We start from the raw sequence: 19,817 nt of genomic DNA, 5'->3' as shown, positions 1-19,817 counted from the left end.
TCACTCCCCGCCGCGCAGGATGGAGTTGCCCTCGTGGAGCTGATCGGGGGTGGTGAGGTCGAGCTGGAGGCGGCCGCTCTGGCCGTAGAAGGCGACGGGATTGCGCCAGAGCACCTGGTCGACGTCGTCCTCGTTGAACCCGGCGGCGAGCATCGCGTCGCCCACCTTGCGGGTCTTGAGCGGGTCGCTCCTGCCCCAGTCGGCGGCCGAGTTGACCAGGACCTTCTCGGTGCCGTGGGTCTTGAGAATCGCGATCATGCGGTCCTCGTCCATCTTGGTGTCGGGATAGATGGAGAAGCCGGCCCAGCAGCCGCTGTCAGTGGCGTCCTTTACGGTCGTCTCATTGAGGTGATCGAGAAGGACCCGCTCCGGGGGGAGGTGGGATTCGCGGATGACGTCGAGGGTGCGGTGCAGACCGGCGAGCTTGTCGCGGTGCGGGGTGTGCACGAGGGCGGGCAGGCCGTGGTCTGCGGCGAGCTGGAGCTGTGCGGCCAGGGCGGTGTCCTCGGCCGGGGTCATGGAGTCGTAGCCGATCTCGCCGACGGCGACGACGGAGTCCTTGACGAGATAGCGGGGCAGCGCGTCCAGGACGGGGGTGCAGCGGGGGTCGTTCGCCTCTTTGGGGTTGAGGGCGAGCGTGCAGTGGTGGGCGATGCCGTACTGGGCGGCGCGGAAGGGTTCCCAGCCGAGCAGGGCGTCGAAGTAGTCGAAGAAGCTGGCGGGCGAGGTGCGGGGCTGGCCGAGCCAGAAGGAGGGTTCCACGAGGGCGCGGACACCCGCGTCGTACATCGCCTGATAGTCGTCCGTGGTGCGGGAGGTCATATGGATGTGGGGGTCGAAGATGCGCATCAGGACTCCTCCGTGGGGGCGGCAGGGCCGGGAGTGGTGAGGTAGAGCACCTGGGTGAGATCGGCGGGGACGCTGCGGCCTGCGGCGATGCGTTCGGCCGCGTAGTCGCCGAGCATGCGGGCGAGTTCCGCGTCGCCGCGCGAGCGCCGCGCCAGTTGGTCGACGGCATCTACGGGGACACCGGTGAACAGGCATTTGAGAATGGCGTGGCGCCAGTTGTGCGCGTCGAGATGGGCGGCGGCATACGGGCCGACGGCCGCGGCGACCAGCCGGGTGTCATTGGTGCGCAGGGCGTCCTCGATGAGCGGAAGGGCGGTGGGACCGAGGTCCAGCCGGTGCAGGGTGAGCAGGACGGCGCGCCGTTCGGCGGCGGTGCCCTGCTCGTAGAGCCGGGTCAGGGCGGGCAGTGCGGCGCGGGCTTCGATGAGCAGCAGGGCGCGTACGGAGTCGGCGTGTTCGAGTCCGCAGTACCGGCCGGCGGCGGCGTACCGCAGCTCCCACGGTGGTACGGCGTACGGACCGCCGGGCCGTTCGGTGTCCTCGTGGGAGGCGGCGTGTTCGGCCTCGGCGAGGGCCTCGTCGAACCAGGCGCGCGCGGCTCCGCCGAGCTGTGCGTCGAGCTCCTCGCGGGTCAGCAGCGGGGTGGTCGTCGGGGTCATCGGCATGGCGTTGCTCCCTTCGGCGGATTCAGCGGCTCGACGGACTGTGCTTGCGGAGGAACTCGATGGAGGTGCGGGCGAGTTCGGGGCCGGCGTGGGAGTGACGGGGCAGTTCGACGACGGTGAGGCCGCGGTAGCCGGTGTCCGAGAGGGCGTCGAGCGCTTCGAGTACGGGCGGGAAGTCGATCTCGCCTTCACCGAACGGGAGGTGCTCATGAACACCCCTGCGCATGTCCTCTATCTGGACGTGCCGCAGCCAGGGGGCGGCGGCCCGGACGCAGTCGACGGGCAGGGCGGGCTCCAGGCATTGGCAGTGGCCGATGTCCAGGGTGAGTCCGAGCGGTGGCGGATCCCCGCTGAGGACACGCAGGTGGTGGAAGTCGGCGAGGTCGGCGAGGAGGTGTCCGGGCTCGGGCTCGATCGCCAGAGGGATGCCGGCGCGGTCGGCGGCGTCCAGGACGGGGGCGAGGGAGCCGGTGAGCCGCTGCCAGGCGGCGGAGGGGGTGGTGTCCCGTGGGGTGACGCCGCTGAAGCAGTGCAGGGCGTGGGCGCCGAGGTCGGCGGCGATGCCGACGGCCCGGACGAGCAGCCGGGTGCGGGCTGCGCGGGCCTCGGGGTCCGGGTCGAGGAGGGACGGGCCGTGCTTGCGGCGGGGGTCGAGGATGTAACGGGCACCGGTCTCGACAGTGACGCCGAGGCCCAGCTCCTGGAGCCTGGATGCCACGTGGCGGGTGCGCGGGGCAACGTCCGGGGCGAGGGGGTCGAGGTGCATGTGGTCGAGGGTCAGGCCGACCCCGTCGTACCCGAGATCGGCGAGGAGTCCGAGGGCGTCGTCCAGGCGGAGGTCGGTGAGCCCGTTGGTGCCGTAGCCGAGGCGGATCGTCATGTGAGGCTCACCTTCCGGGCGAGAGTGCGGGCGAGCGGGACGAGTCCCATGACGGCGAGCCCTGTACCTGCTGCTCCGGCGCGGGCGGCGAGGGCGGCCTGGAGCGGGATCATCGCCCGGATACCGCCGCCGACGGCGCGCTGGGTGAGTGGCGGGGACGGGTTGAGGGCGGCGTGCAGGAGGGGGCCGGCGGCGGTACGGAAGTAGGCGCCGGTGAGCGCGGTGAGGAGGAGGCGTGGGGTCGTGGAGGCGAGGGTTGCCGGTGGCCGGTGTGACGGGTGCGCCTCCCCCTTCCTGCCGCGTCCCGCATCCGAGGGCGCGTCCCCGGGTGCGCGCTTCCCGTGCTGCTCGCGCAGGGCCGCGGCGCCCAGGGCGGCGGTGGCCGCGAGTGCGACGAGGGGTGCGGTGGTGGATCCGCCCTGCGCCTCGTGCCGTGAGACGGCGGTGACGGCGTAGGTGTGCGCCCCGAGCAGGCCGGCGGCCGGGAGGGCGCCGCGAACGAAGCCACGCGAACCCGAAGCCGATGAAACCGAAGCCGCACCCGGCCCCGGACCCGAACCCCGGCCCGTGCGCGACCCCGCGCCCGCACCCGACCCCGAACCCGTCGCCCTCCTCGCACCGGTGGCGGTGGCGCCGAGCAGCAGATCCAGCCCTCGTGCCGCCGCCATCGCAGCCGGTCCCGCCGGAGTGTGCTTGAGGCGGAGGTCGTACGCCCAGACCGTCGCCGCCAGCCCGGTGGCGACCGCGAGGGCCGGGCGGCCGGCCCGTGCGGCGAGGCCCAGGCCCGCGGCCGTCAGCGCGCCCGCCGCCGCGAGGGCCGCGCCGGGAGCGATGCGGCCCGACGGAATCGGCCGGTGCGGGCGGTCGACGGCGTCCTCGTCGCGGTCGGCCCAGTCGTTGAGCGCCATGCCCGCCTCGTACAGGCAGAGTGACGCGCCGACGGCGAGCGCGGTGCCGCGGTCGGGGCGCAGGCCCGTCGCCGCCGCCCCGGCCAGCGCGTCGCCGGGGACGGTGAACAGCGCCGACACCCGCAGCAGCTCCGCCCAGGCCCGTACCGTCACTTCTCCCCCCGCAGCGTTTCGGCGAAGGCGAGCAGCGCCATGTACTGCTCGAAGAGTGCGGCGGGGCCGCCGTCCGGGTCCTTGAAGTAGAAGCCGAGCTGGGGCAAGGGACCGGTCAGCCCCTCCTCATGGGCGCGGGCCACCAGTCTGGCCAGGTCAAGGACCAGGGGGGCGGCCAGTGCGGAGTCGCACCCCTGCCAGGTCGTCTGGAGCACCATGCGCGCCCCGAGGAATCCGTCGAACGCGATGTGGTCCCAGGCCGTCTTCCAGTCGCCGAGGGCCGGTACGTCGTCGATGTGGACCTCGCCCTCGGGTGCGGTTCCCAGCGTGTCGGCGAGGACGCGTTCCTTGCCCGCGTTCTTGGCCGCCGCCGCGCCCGGGTCGGCCAGCGCCGCCCCGTCCCCGCCGCCCAGCAGGTTGGTGCCCGACCAGGCCCGTACAGGCAGGGCGCGTTGCACGAACATCGGGGCGAGTACGGAGCGGAGCAGTGTCTGACCGGTCTTGCCGTCGCGGCCCGCGTGAGGAAGTCCGCAGCCCGCGACGGCGTCCTGGAGGGCGGGGGTGCGCAGCCCGGTGGACGGGGTGAAGTTGATGTACGGGCAGCCGGCCCGGAGCGCGGCCGCGGCATAGAGCGAGCTGACGGGCAGCCGCGGCTCGCCGGGGGCCGGGACGGGTTCCGTGGAGGCGACATTGATCACGACCGTCCTGGCCAGGTCGTTCCGGTGCCCGAAATCCGCGATGTCGGCGGCGAAGGCGGTGATGAGCTCCTCGTCGCTGCGGGTGTCGCCGGGCAGCGGCCCGCCGGGCCGTATCTCCGCGTCGGCGGCGGCGAGTTCGGAGCGTACCGCCGAGGGCAGGCCGTGCGGCAGCACTCCCCCGGTGGCCAGTGCCTCGGCCCGTTTGGGCAGCGGACAGCCGACGGTGTCGTGTCCGCCGAAGACCAGTGAGGTGAGGCCGGGCAGCCCGCTGTCGGCGAACGGCGGTGTCTCGGTGACCATGCCTGCCGCCGGGTGGAGCCCTGCGGCGAGCGCCGCACACCCCGCTGTGGCGGTGGTGGCGACGGAGCCGCGTGCTCCGATGAACCAGACTCCGGTACGAACGGCGGGTGCTGACACGGGCTGCCTCCCTGGCTGGGGGTCCTGGCTGGGCAGAGCAAGTGGCGCTGTGCGACGAAGGATGAGGATCGGGTGGAGACGGCGGACGGGGAGGTCTCCCGCCCCGCCCGCCGTCGGCGGAGCAACCGCCCTACGCCGAGGGCAACTCCTTCAGCTCGATGTTGCGGAAGGACACCTGGTCGTCGGCGCCATGGTTCTGGATGCCGATGTAGCCGTCCTTCAGGCTCCGTACCGGATCGGTGTTGGTGAAGTCGTTGATCTTCACTCCGTTGAGGAAGACCTGGAGCCGCTCGCCCTGGACCTTGATCTCGTAGCTGTTCCACTGGCCGGGCGGCCTCAGGACCTGGTCACGGGCCTTGGTGTTCGCCGCCTTGAAGGTGTAGATCGAGCCCGTGGTGCGGTCGGGCGCGTCGGTGGCGTCGATCTGGACCTCGTAGCCGTTGTTCACCGCGGACCAGGGGTCGTCGGACTCCGGGAAGCCGACGAAGACACCGGAGTTGTCGTCGCCCGCCATCTTCCAGTCGAGCTTGAGCGAGTACGACCCCAGCTCCTTGGCCTGGTAGGTGAGGAGTCCCATGCCGCCCTCGGAGCGGAGTTCACCGTCGACGACGTTGAACTTTCCGGGGCCCGCCTGCTTCCAGCCTTCGAGCGTCTTGCCGTTGAAGATCGACCGGTAGCCGGTGCCGGGCTTGCAGTCGGCCTTCACCTGACCGGCCGCGTAGCGCACGCCACCGAGGAGGAGCTGGCGGAAAGCCGGTTCGGCGTACGACTCCTTGGTGTGGCCGAGGCCGGTGTAGAAGGAGCGTCCTCCCTGGTAGGTCTGGCACCAGGTGATCGGGTGGTCGCCCTTCATGGTGCCGCCGGTGTAGGTCGTCTCGTCGAGTGTGGCGAGTACCTTGACCTGACCACGTGGGTTGGTGCGGTAGTTGTACAGCTCGTCGGTGCGGTCCCACGCGTCGTCGAGGTGTGCGGTCGCCGGGTGCTTGTGGTCCTCGACCCGGACGGTGACGGGCTGGATGGCGGGGTGTCCGGCGAAGTACGCGCCGACGAGTCCGCCGTAGAACGGCCAGTCGTACTCGGTGTCCGCCGCCGCGTGGATGCCCATGAAGCCACCACCGGTGGACACATAGTTCTCGAACGCCTTCTGCTGGTCGGCGTTGAGCACATCACCGGTGGTCGACAGGAAGACAACGGCGTCGTAGCGCGCCAGGTTGCTGGTCGTGAACTGGCCGGCCTCCTCCGTGGCGTCGACAGTGATGTTGCTGTCCTTGCCGAGTTCCTTCAGTGCGGCGATGCCCTCGGGAATCGCGTCGTGGCGGAAGCCGGCCGTCTTGGAGAAGACGAGGACCCTCTTGGCGGTCCGGTCGGGGGCACTGTTGGAGAGCTCGAAGTCGTCGATGTCGTACAACGCTCCGGCGCCTCCCTTGAAGACGAGGAAGAGTTCCGTGGCCTTCTTGGGAACGCCGCGCAGCGGTACGTCGATGTCCTGGAAGTTCTCCCAGCCACCGGTCACCGGCACCGGTGCGGAGCCGAGGATCGTGCCGGTCGCGGATCCGGACCGTACTTCGAGGAAGCCGCCCGCCCCGCCGGAGGCGATCCGGGCGGTGAGCTTGGTCGAGTCGCCGAGGATGTACGGCTTGAAGGCGATCCAGTCGTCGTTGTCGATGTCGCCGACCGTCTTGCCGCCGTGGGCGGCCGCCTTGTCGTACGTCTTGATGCCGGACGACGAGGTGAAGTGCTCGGCCTGCCGGTGGCGGGGCTGGAGCTGCGACTGGTCGTGCCCGGACAGCGCGGCCTGGCCGCCGCCTCCGTTGTCGGTGTAGGAGGCGTCGATGACTCCGAAGATGTTGGCGTTCGGGTCGTGTCCGCCGTCGATCGCGGTCTTGATCGTGCCGGAGCACCCGTTGACGGTGGTGATGGGGTGTCCGTGGCTGTCGTGGCCGAGGACGAAGCGCACCTCGACCTTGGAGCAGTCGATCGTGCCGTCCTCGGGATCGGTGACGGTCACCTTGAACGGGATGTCGTCCCCGAAGTCGAACAGCTGCCCGTCACCGGGGAGTTCCAGGTTCACCTTGGGTGCCGTGTTGCCCACGGTCACATGGACGCTTGCCGCGCCGGTGCGCCCGGTGGGGTCCTTGGCGGTGACGGTGGCGGTGTAGGTGCCGTTCTTCTTGTACGTGTACGTCGGGTTGGCGGCCGTGGAGGTTCCGCCGTCGCCGAAGTCCCAAGCGTACGTGAGTGCGTCGCCGTCACCGTCCGTGGTGCCCGCGGAGGAGAACTGCACCTTCAGCGGTGCGGTGCCGGATGTCTTGTTGACAGCTGCCTCGGCGACGGGTGAACGGCCACCGGTGGCGTTCTCGATGCGGTAGAGCGCGGAGTTCTCGTCGCCACCGAACCATGAGAGGCCGTAGTCCAGGACGTACAGCGCCCCGTCCGGGCCGAAGGCCATGTCCATCACCTGGGTCCCGGACCACGGGATGTCGTTGATGGACTGGACGGCGCCGTTGCCGTCCTGCTCGATGCGCTTGATCCATTGCCGGCCGAACTCACCGGCGAAGAAGTCCCCGTCGTACGCCTCGGGGAACTTGACGGGCGAGTCGAGGTTGGCGTCGTAGTGGTAGACGGGGCCGCCCATCGGCGACTCGGAACCGGTACCGAACTCGGGCACGGAGCCGCCGTCGTACGGAATCCACGCGGGCTGCGCCGCGGGCAGGTCGACCAGGCCGGTGTTGTGCGGCGAAGTGTTCTTCGGGGCTGCGCAGTCGAAGGCGGCTCCGGAGGTCTTCGTCGCGAAGTCGTAGTCGATGAAGGGGTCGTTGTTCCCGGTGCAGAACGGCCAGCCGAAGTTGCCCGCCTTGGTCACCCGGGCGAACTCGACCTGTCCGGCCGGCCCGCGCTTGGGGTCGGCCGCGCCCGCGTCGGGACCGTAGTCGCCGACGTAGACAATGCCGGTGGCCTTGTCGACGCTGAAGCGGAACGGGTTGCGGAAGCCCATTGCGTAGATCTCGGGACGGGTCTTGTCCGTGCCCGGGGCGAAGAGGTTGCCCTCGGGGACGGTGTACGAGCCGTCGTCCGCGACCTTGATCCTGAGGACCTTGCCGCGCAGGTCATTGGTGTTGCCCGCGGAGCGTCGGGCGTCGAACGCCGGGTTGCGGTCAGGGCGCTGGTCGATGGGGCTGTAGCCGTCGGAGGCGAACGGGTTGGAGTCGTCGCCAGTCGACAGGTACAGGTTGCCCTGGGCGTCGAAGTCGATGTCGCCGCCGACGTGGCAGCAGATGCCGCGCGACGTCTTGACGTCGAGGACCTTCTTCTCGGTGGCCAGGTCGAGGGTGCCGTCCTCCTTGAGGACGAAGCGGGACAGCCGGTTCACTCCGTCGAACTTGGCGAAGTCGGCGGCGGTCCCGGTCTCGGGCGCGTCGCCCGCGGGGGTGTCCAGCGGGGGTGCGTAGTAGAGGTAGATCGCCCGGTTCTCACTGAACTCGGGGTCGATGCCGACGCCCTGGAGGCCTTCCTCGTCGTGCGAGTAGACGGGCAGGACACCGGAGACCTTGGTGTTGCCGGCGCTGTCGGTGATCCGCAGCTCGCCGTTGCGCGAGGTGTGCAGGACGCTGCGGTCGGGGAGCACGGCCAGCGACATGGGCTCGCCGGTCTCGGCAGCGCCCTTGGCCAGGGTGACCTGCTGGAATTCCTCGGCCGCCGCGTCGGCGGCGGCCGGCGAGGACGGTCCTGCCGCGGCCGCTCCGGGCGAGGCGCCCAGGGCGAGGGTGGCCGCCGCGAGCAGGCCGCCGGTGAGCAGCGCGAGGGATTTACGGACGCGGAGCCGCGCTCTGTTCCTGTTTCCGCTCCTGCTTCTGGTTCTGTGCACGAGTGTCCTCCGGAGAGTGCCGGTTGTACGGGCGGGTGCTGCCGAGCCGTTCTGCGCGGGGACTGCCGCGCAGGTCATCCGTGGCCTGCGAGGCGCCGGTGACCCGAGTCATGTCATGTACACGTTGGGGACGGTAGACCTGTTCGTCCGGGACGGAAAGCCCTTACGCAGCGGTCTTGTTGAACTTTTTCCTGCGTCAGGACAAAGGGGGGTGAGGGCAGGGCTGAGCGCGGGGTGGCGGCGGGCTCTCTCTCCGCGCTCACCCCTTCCCGAGCCGGGCCTCGGCCGGCTCAAGCCCCTCCGGCGATTGAGGAGCGGGTCCCCGGGGGCAGCGCCCCCGGACGGACGGACCCGTCAGTCCCCGCCCCCGAACGCCGCGTCGAACGACGCGGACGGCGGGTCGAAGTCATACCGCTTCAGCGTGGCAAGCGCTTCCGGCGCGCCCGCCAGCCGGTCCATCCCCGCGTCCTCCCACTCGACGGAGACCGGGCCCTCGTAATCGATGGACCGGAGCATCCGGAAGACGTCCTCCCACGGCACGTCGCCGTGCCCGGCGGAGACGAAGTCCCAGCCGCGCCGTGGATCACCCCACGGCAGGTGGGAGCCGAGGCGACCATTGCGGCCGTCGAGGCGCTTGCGCGCCTCCTTGCAGTCCACGTGGTAGATCCGGTCGCGGAAGTCGTACAGGAAGTTGACCGGGTCGAGGTCCTGCCAGACGAAGTGGCTGGGGTCGAAGTTCAGCCCGAACGCGGCCCGGTGGCCGACGGCCTCCAGTGCGCGGTGCGTGGTCCAGTAGTCGTACGCGATCTCGCTGGGGTGCACCTCATGGGCGAACCGCACGCCCTCCGCGTCGAAGACGTCCAGGATCGGGTTCCAGCGCTCGGCGAAGTCCTCGTAACCCCGCTCGATCATGTGCGGCGGGACCGGCGGGAACATCGCGACCAGGTGCCAGATCGAGGAGCCGGTGAAGCCGATGACGGTACGCACCCCGAAGGCGGCGGCCGCGCGGGCGGTGTTCTTCATCTCCTCGGCGGCCCGGCGGCGCACCCCTTCGGGTTCACCGTCGCCCCAGATCCGCGTCGGCAGGATCCCCTGGTGCCGCTCGTCGATCGGGTTGTCGCAGACCGCCTGGCCGACGAGATGGTTGGAGACCGCCCAGCACTTCAGTCCGTACTTGTCGAGCAGCTGCCGCCGCCCGTCCAGATAGCCGGGGTCTGCGAGAGCCTTGTCGACCTCGAAGTGGTCGCCCCAGCAGGCGAGTTCGAGACCGTCGTAGCCGAAGTCCCGGGCGAGCCGGCAGACCTCCTCCAACGGCAGGTCGGCCCACTGGCCGGTGAAGAGTGTGAAGGGACGGGGCATGCGCAGGACCTCCTAGAGGACTACAGGGGTGTGCACGGAGTTCTTCTCGGCGCTCTCCTCCACCGCTGCGAGCACCCGCTGCACCTGCAGTCCGTCGGCGAACGACGGTGCGGGGGCGGTTCCTTCGGCGATCGTCCGCACCAGGTCACGGGCCTGGTGGATGAAGGTGTGCTCGTAGCCCAGGGCGTGGCCCGGCGGCCACCACGCCTCCAGGTAGGGGTGTTGGGGTTCGGTGACGAGGATGCGCCGGAACCCTGCCGTGGTGGCGGGTTCGGTGTGGTCGTGGAAGGACAGTTCGTTGAGCCGTTCCAGATCGAAGGCGAGCGAGCCGCGCTCCCCGTTGATCTCCAGCCGCAGCGCGTTCTTCCGTCCGGCCGCCATCCGGGTCGTCTCGAACGAGGCCAGCGCCCCGGAGGCGAGCCGGCCGGTGAACAGGGCCGCGTCGTCGACGGTCACCGCCCCGCGCGCGGCCGAGTCCGCGGCGCCGGAGAGCCCGGCCGACGGACCGGCCGGCAGCGGCCGTTCGCGTACGAACGTCTCACTCACCGCCGACACCCCGACCAGCAGCTCCCCCGCCAGATACTGGGCCAGGTCGACGATGTGCGCCCCCAGGTCGCCGAGCGCTCCCGAGCCGGCGTGTTCCCGCTTCAGCCGCCAGGTGAGCGGTGATTCGGGGTCGACGAGCCAGTCCTGGAGGTAGGTGGCGCGGACATGCCGCAGGGTGCCGATCCGCCCCTCGGCGATCAGCTGCCGGGCGTAGGTGATCGCGGGCACCTTGCGGTAGTTGAAACCCACCATCGCGACCTGGCCGCGGGCCGCCGCGCGCTCCGCGGCCTCGGCCATGGCCTCGGCCTCGGCGACCGTGTTGGCGAGCGGCTTCTCGCACAGCACGTGCTTGCCCGCCTCCAGGGCGGCGATGGCGATCTCGGCATGGCTGTCGCCGGGGGTGCAGATGTCGACGAGCTGCACATCGTCCCGGGCGATGAGGGCCCGCCAGTCGGTCTCCGCCGCCGCCCAGCCGTGGCGGGCCGCCGCCACGTCGACCGCTGCCCGGTCGCGTCCGCAGATCGCGGCGAGAGCCGGTTTCATCGGCAGCTCGAAGACGTGTCCCGCGGTGCGCCACCCCTGCGAGTGGGCGGCGCCCATGAACGCGTATCCGACCATGCCGACGCCGAGCACCGGCGCACTCGGCATCGTCCGGTATGTCGGCGGCGGCGCTGCGGCCTCCTGATCCGTCTCTTCCCTACGGGCCATCCGGGCTTCCTCCTCGTCGGTCGTTCGATGGGTGCGGCAGGAGGGTCAGCACCCTCCTGCGGGGCGGATCAGCTGAAGCCCGTCGGCAGGTACTGGTCGATGTTGTCCTTGGTGACGACAGCCGAGTAGAGGGTGAGGCTGGTCGGGATCTCCAGTTCGGAGAGGCCGCCGATGCCCTTTCCCTGACCCAGCGCACGCGCCAGGTCGATGGCGGACGCGGCCATCGTCGGCGGGTAGAGAACGGTGGCCTTCAGCACGCTGTTGTCTGCCTTGATGGCGTCCATCGCGGACTTGGCGCCGGCGCCGCCGACCATCAAGAACTCGTCCCGGCCCGCCTGCTGGATGGCGCGCAGCGCGCCCACGCCCTGGTCGTCGTCGTGATTCCACAGGGCGTCGAACTTCTTCTGCGCCTGCAGGAGCTGGGCCATCTTCGCCTGGCCCGACTCGACGGTGAAATCGGCGGCCTGACGGGCCACCAGTTTGATGTTGGGGTAGTTCTTCAGTGCGTCGGCGAAGCCCTGGCTGCGCTGCTTGGTGAGCTCCAGGTTGTCGATGCCGGCCAGCTCGACGACCTTGGCGTTCGCCTTGTCCTTGAGCTGCTCGCCGATGTACGTACCGGCGTTGAGGCCCATGCCGTAGTTGTCGCCGCCGACCCAGCAGCGGTACGCCTGCGGCGAGGCGAAGATCCGGTCCAGGTTGACGACGGGGATGCCCGCTTTCATCGCTTCCAGACCGACCTGGGTGAGCGCCTTGCCGTCTGCGGGGAGGATGACGAGGACGTCGACCTTCTTGTTGATGAGGGTCTTGACCTGGCCGATCTGGGCGGCGGTGTCGTTGGAGCCCTCGGTGATCTCCAGGGTCACCTCGGAGTACTTCGCCGCCCGCGACTTGGCGTTCTCGTTGATGGCGTTGAGCCAGCCGTGGTCGGCCTGCGGGCCCGCGAAGCCGATGGTGACGGGCTTGCCGGGCTTGTCGTCGGCGGCGGGCTGATTGCTCTGCGCGGTCTCCGATTTCTTGGGCTCGTTGCTGGTGCAGGCGGTGAGGAGGGCGCCCGCGGAGACGGCTGCGGTGCCGAAGAGCAGTCGTCTGCGGCTGGTTTCTGGCATGGCTGTCAAACCCTTCATCCGGTGCGTGACATGTAGCGCTGGTGCATGACATGTCACATATGGCGTACGGGGCGGTGGGTGGGATGGAGAAGCTGAGCTGCCGGGAGTGCGCCCGAGGGCTCAGGTCTCCCCGTGCGCCGATGTGCGGCGCTGGACCAGGACGGCGGCGACGATGATCGCGCCCTTGGCGATCTGCTGGACATCGCTCTGCAGATTGTTGAGCGCGAAGATGTTGGTGATGGTGGTGAAGACGAGGACGCCGAGTACGGAGCCGACGATGGTGCCGCGTCCGCCGCTGAGCAGGGTGCCGCCGATGATCGCGGCGGCGATGGCGTCGAGCTCGTACAGATTGCCGTTGGTGTTCTGCCCCGAGCCGGACAGGATGATCAGCATGAAGGCGGCGATGCCGCAGCACAGCCCGGAGAGCAGATAGAGGTAGAGCCGCTGCCGTCGTACGTCGATACCGGCCAGCCTGGCCGCTTCCGCGTTTCCGCCGACCGCGACCGTACGCCGTCCGAAGGTCGTACGGTTCAGCACCAGCCAGCCGATGACGGTCACCGCGGCGAACATCATGACCAGAGGCGGGATGCCGAGGAAGTACGAGTCGGGCAGGCCCAGGTCGAGGACCGACTTGACGGTGACGATCTGGGTCTTGCCGTCGGTGATCTGGAGGGCGAGCCCGCGGGCCGAGGCGAGCATGGCCAGCGTCGCGATGAACGGCACCATCCGGCCGTAGGCGATGAGCACCCCGTTCACCAGCCCGGCACCGAGTCCGACGATCACGGCGGTGAACAGAATCCCCGCGAAGCCGTACTCCTGGGTGGCGAGCGTGGTCGCCCAGACGGAGGCGAGCGCGACCATCGCACCGACCGACAGGTCGATACCGCCACTGGTGATGACGAAGGTCATCCCGACGGTGACGACGCCGATGACGGACGACTGGGTCAGGATCAGCTGAAGGTTCCCGGTGTCCAGAAAGGCGTCGGGCTCGGTGAATCCGCCGACGGCGATCAGTACGGCGAGAACGCCGAGGAGCGAGAGGTTACGGACGTCCGCGCGCAGGCCGAAGGTGCGCGAAGGTCCGTCCTTCTTACGGGGTTCAAAGACCGGGGCGGGGGCGGCCCCCTTGTCCGGCCCGCCCTGCTGCGCCGAGGAGACAGGCTGCGTCATGACGTCGGGCTCCCTTCCATCACTAGGTCGAGTACGCGGTGCTCGTCGAGCTCCCGGGCGTCCGCCGTATGCACGACGCGGCCCTCTCGGAGCACCAGCACCCGGTCGGCGAGGCCCAGCACTTCGGGCACCTCGCTGGAGACGAGCAGCACGGCGAGGCCTTCGTCGGCCAGCCGGCGGATCACGGCGTAGAGCTCGGCGCGGGCGCCGACGTCGACACCGCGGGTCGGTTCGTCGAGCAGCAGGACCCGGCAGCCGCGCAGCAGCCAGCGGGCCAGGACGGCTTTCTGCTGGTTGCCGCCGGAGAGCGTGCGAACGGGAGTGTCCGGGTTGTCGGGGCGCAGTGAGAGTTCACGGGTGGCGGCGCGGGCCGCCCGGCGTTCGGCCCCGCGGTCCATCCAGCCGGCCCGGGAGAAGCGGGACATCGAGGAGACGGAGACATTGCGGGTGACGGATTCGAGCATCAGCAGGGCCTGCGCCTTGCGTTCCTCGGGGGCGAGTCCGATTCCGGCGGCGACGGCCGCGCTGACGCTGCCGGGCTGGAGCTGTCTGCCTGCCACGGTGACCCGCCCGGCGCTCGGTTTGCGGGCGCCGTAGACGGTCTCCAGGATCTCGGAGCGCCCCGAGCCGACGAGCCCTGCCAGGCCGACGATCTCGCCGGGCCGGAGCTCCAGGTCGACCGGGGCGAATTCGCCCTTCCTGGTCAGCCCTTCGACCTTCAGTACCGGCTCTGCCACTGCCGCCCCCGCGATGTCCGTGGTGCGCGGCGGGAAGACGTACTCGACATTGCGGCCGGTCATCATGGCAACGATGTCGCGTGTCGGTGTGGACTTGGCGGGCAGCCCCACTGCGACGGCGCGGCCGTCCTTGAGCACGGTCACCCGGTCGCCGATCCGGCGGATCTCCTCCAGGCGGTGCGAGATGTAGACGACGGCGACCCCGTCGGCGGTGAGGGCGGCGACGATACGGAAGAGGTTGTCGACCTCGTCGGGGTCGAGTGCGGCGGACGGCTCGTCCATCACGATGAGCCGTACGTCGTGGGAGAGCGCCCGCGCCATGGAGACGATCTGCTGCTGGGCGGCGGACAGTTCGCCGACCGCCCGGGCGGGGTCGATCTCCGGATGGCCGAGTCGCTTCAGCAGTGCGGCGGCCGCCGTGCGGCCCTCGCGGGTGCGGACGACGAAGCGGGCGGTGGTGGGTTCATGGCCGAGGAAGACGTTCTCGGCGACCGACAGGCCCTCGACCAGGTCGAGTTCCTGGTAGATGGTGGCGATGCCCAGGCGCATCGCGGCGATGGGCGACCTGAGCGCGGCCGGTTCGCCGCGCCAGGTGATCTCGCCGCCGTCGGGCTGGTGGGCCCCGGCGAGCACCTTGATGAGGGTGGACTTGCCGGCGCCGTTCTGCCCGAGGAGACAGTGGACTTCGCCGGCCTGGACCTCCAGGTCCACGCCGTCGAGGGCGCGCACTCCGGGGAACGACTTGGTGATGCCGGACATGGTGAGCAGGGGTGGTTCTGGTGCCATGACAAATCCCCTCGGCGAGTGGGGTCTCCCCTGCTCGAGCGCAGCCGAGAGCTTGGGGAAGGCCGGTGAGCGGGCAGGGCTGTACCAGGTGCGGTGGTGCGGGTGTTTCCGGTGTTTCCGGTGTTTCCGGTGTTCCGGTGTTCCGGTGTTCCGGTGTTCCGGTGTTCCGGTGCTTCCAGTTTTTCGGCTGTTTTGCGTGCTCCGGTGCTTCCGTGGTTCCGGCGTTTCCGGTGCGTGCCGATGTGCTGCCGGCCCGGCGTCAGGCCGGTGAGAACAGATGGTCGCTGATGAGCCGGGCGGCGCCGATCACTCCGGCGGCCGGTCCCAACTCGCCCAGCACGATGGGTAGATTGCCGGTGGCCAGCGGCAGCGACTGCCGGTAGACCTGGGTCCGGACGCTGGCGAGGAGCGTGTGCCCGAGGCCGGTCACACCGCCGCCGATCACCACCAGTCCGGGATTGAAGAAGCTGACGAGTCCCGCGATGACCTGGCCGACCCGGTTACCGCCTTCGCGGATCAGGTCGAGCGAGGTGGCGTCACCGGCGGCCGCGGCGGCCGCCACATCGGCGGCGGTGAGCTTTCCGGCCGCCTCCAGCCGGGACGCCAGTTCCGCCGACTGCCCGGCACGCGCCGCGGCCTCGGCGTCGCGGGCGAGCGCGGCGCCGCTGAAGTGGGCTTCCAGACAGCCCCGGTTGCCGCAGGCGCAGGCGCGCCCATCGGGTTCGACCTGGATGTGGCCGATGTCTCCGGCGCTGCCCGTCGTACCACGGTGGACCTCGCCACCGACGACGATGCCGCAGCCGATGCCCGTACCGATCTTGACGCAGAGGAAGTCGCCCACGGAGCGTGCGACGCCCGCGTGCTGCTCCCCCATCGCCATCAGGTTCACATCGTTGTCGACCATGACGGGGCAGCCCAGTTCCTGGCTGAGCGCCTCGCGGACCGGGAAGCCGTCCCAGCCGGGCATGATCGGCGGCGCGACCGGTACGCCTTCGGGGAAGCGGACCGGCCCGGGTACGCCGATGCCCGCGCCGTCGAAGCCTTCAGCGAGCCCGGAGGCCCGGAGCTTGGCCGCCATGGACAGCACCTGCTCGAAGATGGCGACAGGGCCTTCGCGTACGTCCATGGGGTGGTTGAGGTGGCCCAGGACCTCCAACTCGGCGTTGGTGACGGCCACATCGACGGATGTGGCACCGATGTCGACGCCGAGGAAGCGCAGCTGCGGGGCGAGCCGGATGTTGTGCGAGCGACGCCCTCCGCGCGATGCGGCGAGTCCGTCGGCCACGACGAGTCCGGTCTCCAGCAGCCGGTCGACCTCGACGGCGAGCTTGGAGCGGGAGAGATCGATCTGATCCCCCAGCTGTGCCCGTGAGTTGGGCCCGCCGTCGCGCAACAGCCGGAGCAGTCGCGCCTGATGCGCATTCGCGGGTCGTGCCGTCATACGTCTCACGCGCCCCTCCCCGCCACATCGGCCTGTCCGTCGGGCTTTCGAGGGGAACGTAGCAGCGGCTGCCGGGAGTGGGAAGAAGTTGCGCAGGAATTCGCTACAACTTTCTCCACACCGAGGACAAAGCCGTTCGGCCGGGTTGCGGGACGGTCACCGGCGCAGGTGTCCTTCGGGGCGCGTACCGGGCGGGTCGGGGTGGCAGTCAGCGGTGCCGGAACGGGCCGTCCAGGGCCGCCCATTGGAGCAGCATGATGGTCTTGGCGTCGGCGACGGCCCCGCTGCGGACCATGGAGAGGGCCTCCTCGAAGGGAAGTTCCACGGTCTCGATGTCCTCGCCCTCGGCCGCGATCCCGTGCCCGCCGGCGGTGTCAGCCGTCGAGCGGTAGGGGGCGGCGAAGAAGTGCAGGCGTTCGGTGACCGAGCCGGGGCTCATGTAGACGTCGAAGACGCGCTCGGGGGTGCCGACGAGGTGTCCGGTCTCCTCGGCCGCTTCCCTGCGGATGGCTTCCTCGGGGCTGTCGCCGTCGAGCAGCCCGGCGGCGGCCTCGATCAGCATCCCGTCGTGGTGCCCGTTGACGTAGGCGGGCAGCCGGAACTGACGGGTCAGCAGAACGGTGCGGCGATCGGGGTGGTAGAGCAGAATCGTGGCGCCGTCGCCCCGGTCGTAGGTCTCGCGCTGTTCGCGACTCCAATGGCCGTCGCTGTGCTGATAGTCGAAGGTCGTCCTGCGCAGGACGTACCAGTCGCAGGACAGCACCTCCACGTCACTGATGCGCACCCGCGGATTGCCGGTCAGGTCGCGGCCGTGCCGGTCCAGACCGGTGCGCCCGCGGCGGTCGGGGGTGTCCAGGCCTGCAGTCATGGTGTGCGCTCCTCGCGGTGGATCCGGTTCTCAGGCCAGGACGGTGTGGACGCCCGCATCGCGCAGGGCTGCCAGTGTCAGCGGGCCATTGGGGTGGGTGGCGGCATCCTGGGCCGCGCTGTCGGTGACGAACACGTCCACCGCGCCCACGGCGGCGACCTGACTGAACGCGCGGACCCCGAGTTTGGTCGCGTCGGCAACGGCGATGGTCTTGTCCGATTGCGCGAGCGCGGCCTGTTTGACGGCCGCGTCGTCCAGCGAGAACTCCGACCAGCCGTATTCGGCGTGCACACCACCGATGGACAGTACGAAGCAGTCGAAGGCCAGCGCCTCGATGGTGCGCAGGGCCAGCGGGCCGACCAGCGACTGTTCACCTGGACGGGACCGGCCGCCGACGATCAGCAGTTCGATCCCGGGCCGGTCCGCCAGGCGGACCGCGGCCTGAAGACTGAGCACCGCCACCGTCAGGGGAGCCCGTTCGGCCAGGTGCTCAGCGACATGCACGGTGGTGGTGCCCGCGTCCAGAAGGACCCGCGATCCCGGCTCCACCATCGCGGCCACGGCCGCACCGAGCCGGTCCTTCGTCGCGGCCTGCCACGGCTCACGGGCCGAGAAGCCCGCGCCCTCCTCCCGTGCGCGCGTGGCGACCGCTCCGCCGTGCACCCTGTGCACCAGCCCCTGCCGCTCCAACGCGTCGAGATCCCGGCGGACGGTCATTTCGGAGACCCCCAGGCGATGGGAGAGCTCCGACACGGAAACCCGGTCGGAGCCCTGCACCAATCGCAGGGTCAGGTCCAGACGATTGGCGACACCCATGACTCATTTCTAACACATCAATGTTCGATTGAACATCGGAACGTGAGAATCTGGCGGCGCCGGCATGGCACGGAACGCGGAAAAGGGCCGGGGCTCAAAGCCCCGACCCTTCTGGTACGAACCGTCCGGCCGCGCGCTAGCTCTCTTCGCGCTGGTGGTACGTCTTGCGGGTGTGTTCCGTATGCGTCCGCATGATCTCCGTGGCCCGCTGCTCGTCGCGCGAGGAGATCGCCGCGATCAACGAGCGGTGCTCGATCCAGGACTGGGTGCCGCGCTGACGGGCCACCGGGGTGTAGTACCAGCGGACCCGGCGGTCCACCTGTCCGGCGAGTTCGGAGAGGACGACATTGCCCGCCAGCTCCATGACCTTGGTATGGAAGGCCGCGTTGGTGGCGACCGCCAGGTCCACGTCGTCGTCGGCGACGGCCTGCTCGCCCTTGGCGCAGAGCTCCTCCAGGGCGGCGATGCCGGCCGTGCCGGAGTTGGCCGCGGCAAGACGAGCGGCCTCGGCCTCCAGGAGGGTGCGGACCGAGAGCAGCTGGTCCGCCTCGTCCTCCGTGGGTTCATGGACGAACGCACCCTGGGCGGGCCGAAGATCGACCCAGCCCTCGGTGTTCAGCCGCTGCAACGCCTCCCGCACCGGCTGCCTGGACACCCCGAGATGGCCGGCCAGCTCGCTCTCGACCAGATGCTGGCCGGGCCGGAGCGCACGCGTCGTGATGAGTTCGAGCAGCGCCTCGTACACGCGCTCGCGTAGTGGACCGGGCCGTTCCAGTTTCGGCACAGCCCCTTGCGGCAGCCCTGTGGACAACATCGCGGTCCCCCTCCGGACGACGAGCAATTGCTTATCGTCTACAGTCTACCGAGCACAACGCCCCTCAGGGACAGCGGATCACCTGACCCGCGTACGAGAGATTCCCGCCGAAGCCGAAAAGCAGCACCGGCACGCCACTGTGGACCTCGCCGCGTTCCACCAGCTTGGACAGGGCCATCGGGATAGATGCCGCTGATGTATTACCGGAATCCACGACATCCCGGGCGATGACCGCGTTGACCGCACCGATCTTCCTGGCGACCGGTTCGATGATCCTCAGATTGGCCTGATGCAGTACCACCGCACCCAGATCCTCGGGGGTGACACCGGCCCTTTCGCACACTTTACGGGCGATGGGCGGCAGCTGCGTGGTGGCCCAGCGGTATACGGACTGCCCTTCCTGCGCGAAACGCGGGGGCGTCCCCTCGATCCGTACCGCGTTCCCCATCTCCGGCACCGAGCCCCACAGAACGGGGCCGATCCCGGGCCGGTCACCGCCGTCCGGGTCCGCGACGACGACCGCCGCACCGGCTCCGTCACCGAGCAGGACACAGGTGCTGCGGTCGGTCCAGTCCGCGATGTCGCCCATCTTGTCGGCGCCGATGACAAGGACGCGCTCGGCCGCGCCCGCCTTGATCGCGTGGTCGGCAGTGGCGAGGGCGTGGGTGAAGCCGGAGCAGACCACATTGATGTCCATCACCGCGGGCGAGCCCATGCCGAGCCGGGCGGCGACCCGCGCCGACATGCTCGGTGAACGGTCGATCGCGGTGGAGGTGGCGACAAGAACCAGATCGACTTCGGCGGGCTGCAGCCCGGCCGCGGCGAGCGCCTTGGCCCCCGCGTGCGCTGCCAGCTCGTCCACCGGCTCGTCAGGGCCTCCGATGTGGCGGGTCTTGATGCCGACGCGACTGGTGATCCACTCGTCACTGGTGTCGACCATGGCAGCCAGATCGTCGTTGGTGAGTACCTTGGCGGGCTGATAGTGGCCGAGCGCCACGACACGTGAGCCGGTCATGTACAAGATCCCCTCG

General features: G+C 70.0%; 16 protein-coding genes. All 16 read right to left on the bottom strand.

Annotation, left to right across the window (positions count from 1 at the left end; all coding sequences use genetic code 11):
• Entirely contained in the window at positions 1-849 is an 849-nt protein-coding gene (locus ACGFU7_RS15125) for a TatD family hydrolase (protein WP_393695841.1), read from the bottom strand.
• Positions 849-1,508, bottom strand: coding sequence for an EboA domain-containing protein (locus tag ACGFU7_RS15120; RefSeq protein WP_393696168.1), 660 nt, complete (start codon positions 1,506-1,508; stop codon positions 849-851). The genes ACGFU7_RS15125 and ACGFU7_RS15120 overlap by 1 nt, the downstream gene beginning before the upstream one ends.
• Positions 1,509-1,536: 28 nt before the next feature.
• A complete protein-coding gene (locus ACGFU7_RS15115) occupies positions 1,537-2,394 on the bottom strand; it encodes a sugar phosphate isomerase/epimerase family protein (protein ID WP_393695839.1) in 858 nt (285 codons plus the stop codon).
• Positions 2,391-3,455 carry an SCO3242 family prenyltransferase gene (locus ACGFU7_RS15110; RefSeq protein WP_393695837.1) on the bottom strand — a complete coding sequence of 355 codons (1,065 nt, stop codon included), beginning with the start codon at positions 3,453-3,455 and terminating at the stop codon, positions 2,391-2,393. The genes ACGFU7_RS15115 and ACGFU7_RS15110 overlap by 4 nt, the downstream gene beginning before the upstream one ends.
• Positions 3,452-4,570, bottom strand: a complete 1,119-nt coding sequence (locus tag ACGFU7_RS15105; RefSeq protein WP_393695835.1) for an inositol-3-phosphate synthase — start codon at positions 4,568-4,570, stop codon at positions 3,452-3,454. The genes ACGFU7_RS15110 and ACGFU7_RS15105 overlap by 4 nt, the downstream gene beginning before the upstream one ends.
• Positions 4,571-4,700: 130 nt before the next feature.
• Positions 4,701-8,435: a ThuA domain-containing protein gene (locus tag ACGFU7_RS15100; protein WP_393695833.1), complete on the bottom strand. Its 3,735-nt coding sequence runs from the start codon at positions 8,433-8,435 to the stop codon at positions 4,701-4,703.
• Between the two features lie 354 nt (positions 8,436-8,789).
• Positions 8,790-9,794, bottom strand: a complete 1,005-nt coding sequence (locus tag ACGFU7_RS15095) for a sugar phosphate isomerase/epimerase family protein (RefSeq protein ID WP_393695831.1) — start codon at positions 9,792-9,794, stop codon at positions 8,790-8,792.
• Positions 9,795-9,806: 12 nt separating this feature from the next.
• Positions 9,807-11,048: a Gfo/Idh/MocA family protein gene (locus tag ACGFU7_RS15090; protein WP_393695829.1), complete on the bottom strand. Its 1,242-nt coding sequence runs from the start codon at positions 11,046-11,048 to the stop codon at positions 9,807-9,809.
• Between the two features lie 68 nt (positions 11,049-11,116).
• Positions 11,117-12,154, bottom strand: a complete 1,038-nt coding sequence (locus ACGFU7_RS15085; RefSeq protein WP_393695827.1) for a substrate-binding domain-containing protein — start codon at positions 12,152-12,154, stop codon at positions 11,117-11,119.
• Between the two features lie 120 nt (positions 12,155-12,274).
• A complete protein-coding gene (locus ACGFU7_RS15080; RefSeq protein ID WP_393695825.1) occupies positions 12,275-13,324 on the bottom strand; it encodes an ABC transporter permease in 1,050 nt (349 codons plus the stop codon).
• Entirely contained in the window at positions 13,321-14,847 is a 1,527-nt protein-coding gene (locus ACGFU7_RS15075; protein ID WP_393695823.1) for a sugar ABC transporter ATP-binding protein, read from the bottom strand. The genes ACGFU7_RS15080 and ACGFU7_RS15075 overlap by 4 nt, the downstream gene beginning before the upstream one ends.
• 259 nt (positions 14,848-15,106) lie before the next feature.
• Positions 15,107-16,288 (bottom strand): ROK family protein, encoded by a 1,182-nt coding sequence (locus tag ACGFU7_RS15070; protein WP_393695821.1) that lies wholly within the window; start codon positions 16,286-16,288, stop codon positions 15,107-15,109.
• Positions 16,289-16,496: 208 nt separating this feature from the next.
• The gene (locus ACGFU7_RS15065; protein ID WP_393695819.1) at positions 16,497-17,156 is read right to left on the bottom strand and encodes an NUDIX domain-containing protein; all 660 of its coding nucleotides are present in this window, start codon (positions 17,154-17,156) and stop codon (positions 16,497-16,499) included.
• A 30-nt stretch (positions 17,157-17,186) separates the two neighbouring features.
• Entirely contained in the window at positions 17,187-17,972 is a 786-nt protein-coding gene (locus tag ACGFU7_RS15060; RefSeq protein WP_393695818.1) for a DeoR/GlpR family DNA-binding transcription regulator, read from the bottom strand.
• Positions 17,973-18,108: 136 nt separating this feature from the next.
• Positions 18,109-18,786 (bottom strand): GntR family transcriptional regulator, encoded by a 678-nt coding sequence (locus ACGFU7_RS15055; protein WP_393695816.1) that lies wholly within the window; start codon positions 18,784-18,786, stop codon positions 18,109-18,111.
• Between the two features lie 64 nt (positions 18,787-18,850).
• Complete coding sequence (locus ACGFU7_RS15050; RefSeq protein ID WP_393695814.1) at positions 18,851-19,801, bottom strand: beta-ketoacyl-ACP synthase III; 951 nt, start codon at positions 19,799-19,801, stop codon at positions 18,851-18,853.
• Positions 19,802-19,817: the final 16 nt, after the last annotated feature.

Origin of the sequence: Streptomyces sp. NPDC048473, assembly GCF_043200155.1 — a bacterium.
Lineage (GTDB): Bacteria > Actinomycetota > Actinomycetes > Streptomycetales > Streptomycetaceae > Streptomyces.
The sequence above is the reverse complement of the archived record's forward strand: the minus strand, read 5'-3'. Positions and strand labels throughout refer to the sequence as shown.

What these genes read in the sequence shown, in the direction of transcription:
- ACGFU7_RS15055 (WP_393695816.1), bottom strand. Translation starts at nt 18,786, where the DNA reads ATGTTGTCCACAGGGCTGCCGCAAGGGGCTGTGCCGAAACTGGAACGG.
- ACGFU7_RS15125 (WP_393695841.1), bottom strand. Translation starts at nt 849, where the DNA reads ATGCGCATCTTCGACCCCCACATCCATATGACCTCCCGCACCACGGAC.
- ACGFU7_RS15050 (WP_393695814.1), bottom strand. Translation starts at nt 19,801, where the DNA reads ATGACCGGCTCACGTGTCGTGGCGCTCGGCCACTATCAGCCCGCCAAG.
- ACGFU7_RS15070 (WP_393695821.1), bottom strand. Translation starts at nt 16,288, where the DNA reads ATGACGGCACGACCCGCGAATGCGCATCAGGCGCGACTGCTCCGGCTG.
- ACGFU7_RS15095 (WP_393695831.1), bottom strand. Translation starts at nt 9,794, where the DNA reads ATGCCCCGTCCCTTCACACTCTTCACCGGCCAGTGGGCCGACCTGCCG.
- ACGFU7_RS15075 (WP_393695823.1), bottom strand. Translation starts at nt 14,847, where the DNA reads ATGGCACCAGAACCACCCCTGCTCACCATGTCCGGCATCACCAAGTCG.
- ACGFU7_RS15080 (WP_393695825.1), bottom strand. Translation starts at nt 13,324, where the DNA reads ATGACGCAGCCTGTCTCCTCGGCGCAGCAGGGCGGGCCGGACAAGGGG.
- ACGFU7_RS15120 (WP_393696168.1), bottom strand. Translation starts at nt 1,508, where the DNA reads ATGACCCCGACGACCACCCCGCTGCTGACCCGCGAGGAGCTCGACGCA.
- ACGFU7_RS15115 (WP_393695839.1), bottom strand. Translation starts at nt 2,394, where the DNA reads ATGACGATCCGCCTCGGCTACGGCACCAACGGGCTCACCGACCTCCGC.
- ACGFU7_RS15065 (WP_393695819.1), bottom strand. Translation starts at nt 17,156, where the DNA reads ATGACTGCAGGCCTGGACACCCCCGACCGCCGCGGGCGCACCGGTCTG.
- ACGFU7_RS15085 (WP_393695827.1), bottom strand. Translation starts at nt 12,154, where the DNA reads ATGCCAGAAACCAGCCGCAGACGACTGCTCTTCGGCACCGCAGCCGTC.
- ACGFU7_RS15090 (WP_393695829.1), bottom strand. Translation starts at nt 11,048, where the DNA reads ATGGCCCGTAGGGAAGAGACGGATCAGGAGGCCGCAGCGCCGCCGCCG.
- ACGFU7_RS15060 (WP_393695818.1), bottom strand. Translation starts at nt 17,972, where the DNA reads ATGGGTGTCGCCAATCGTCTGGACCTGACCCTGCGATTGGTGCAGGGC.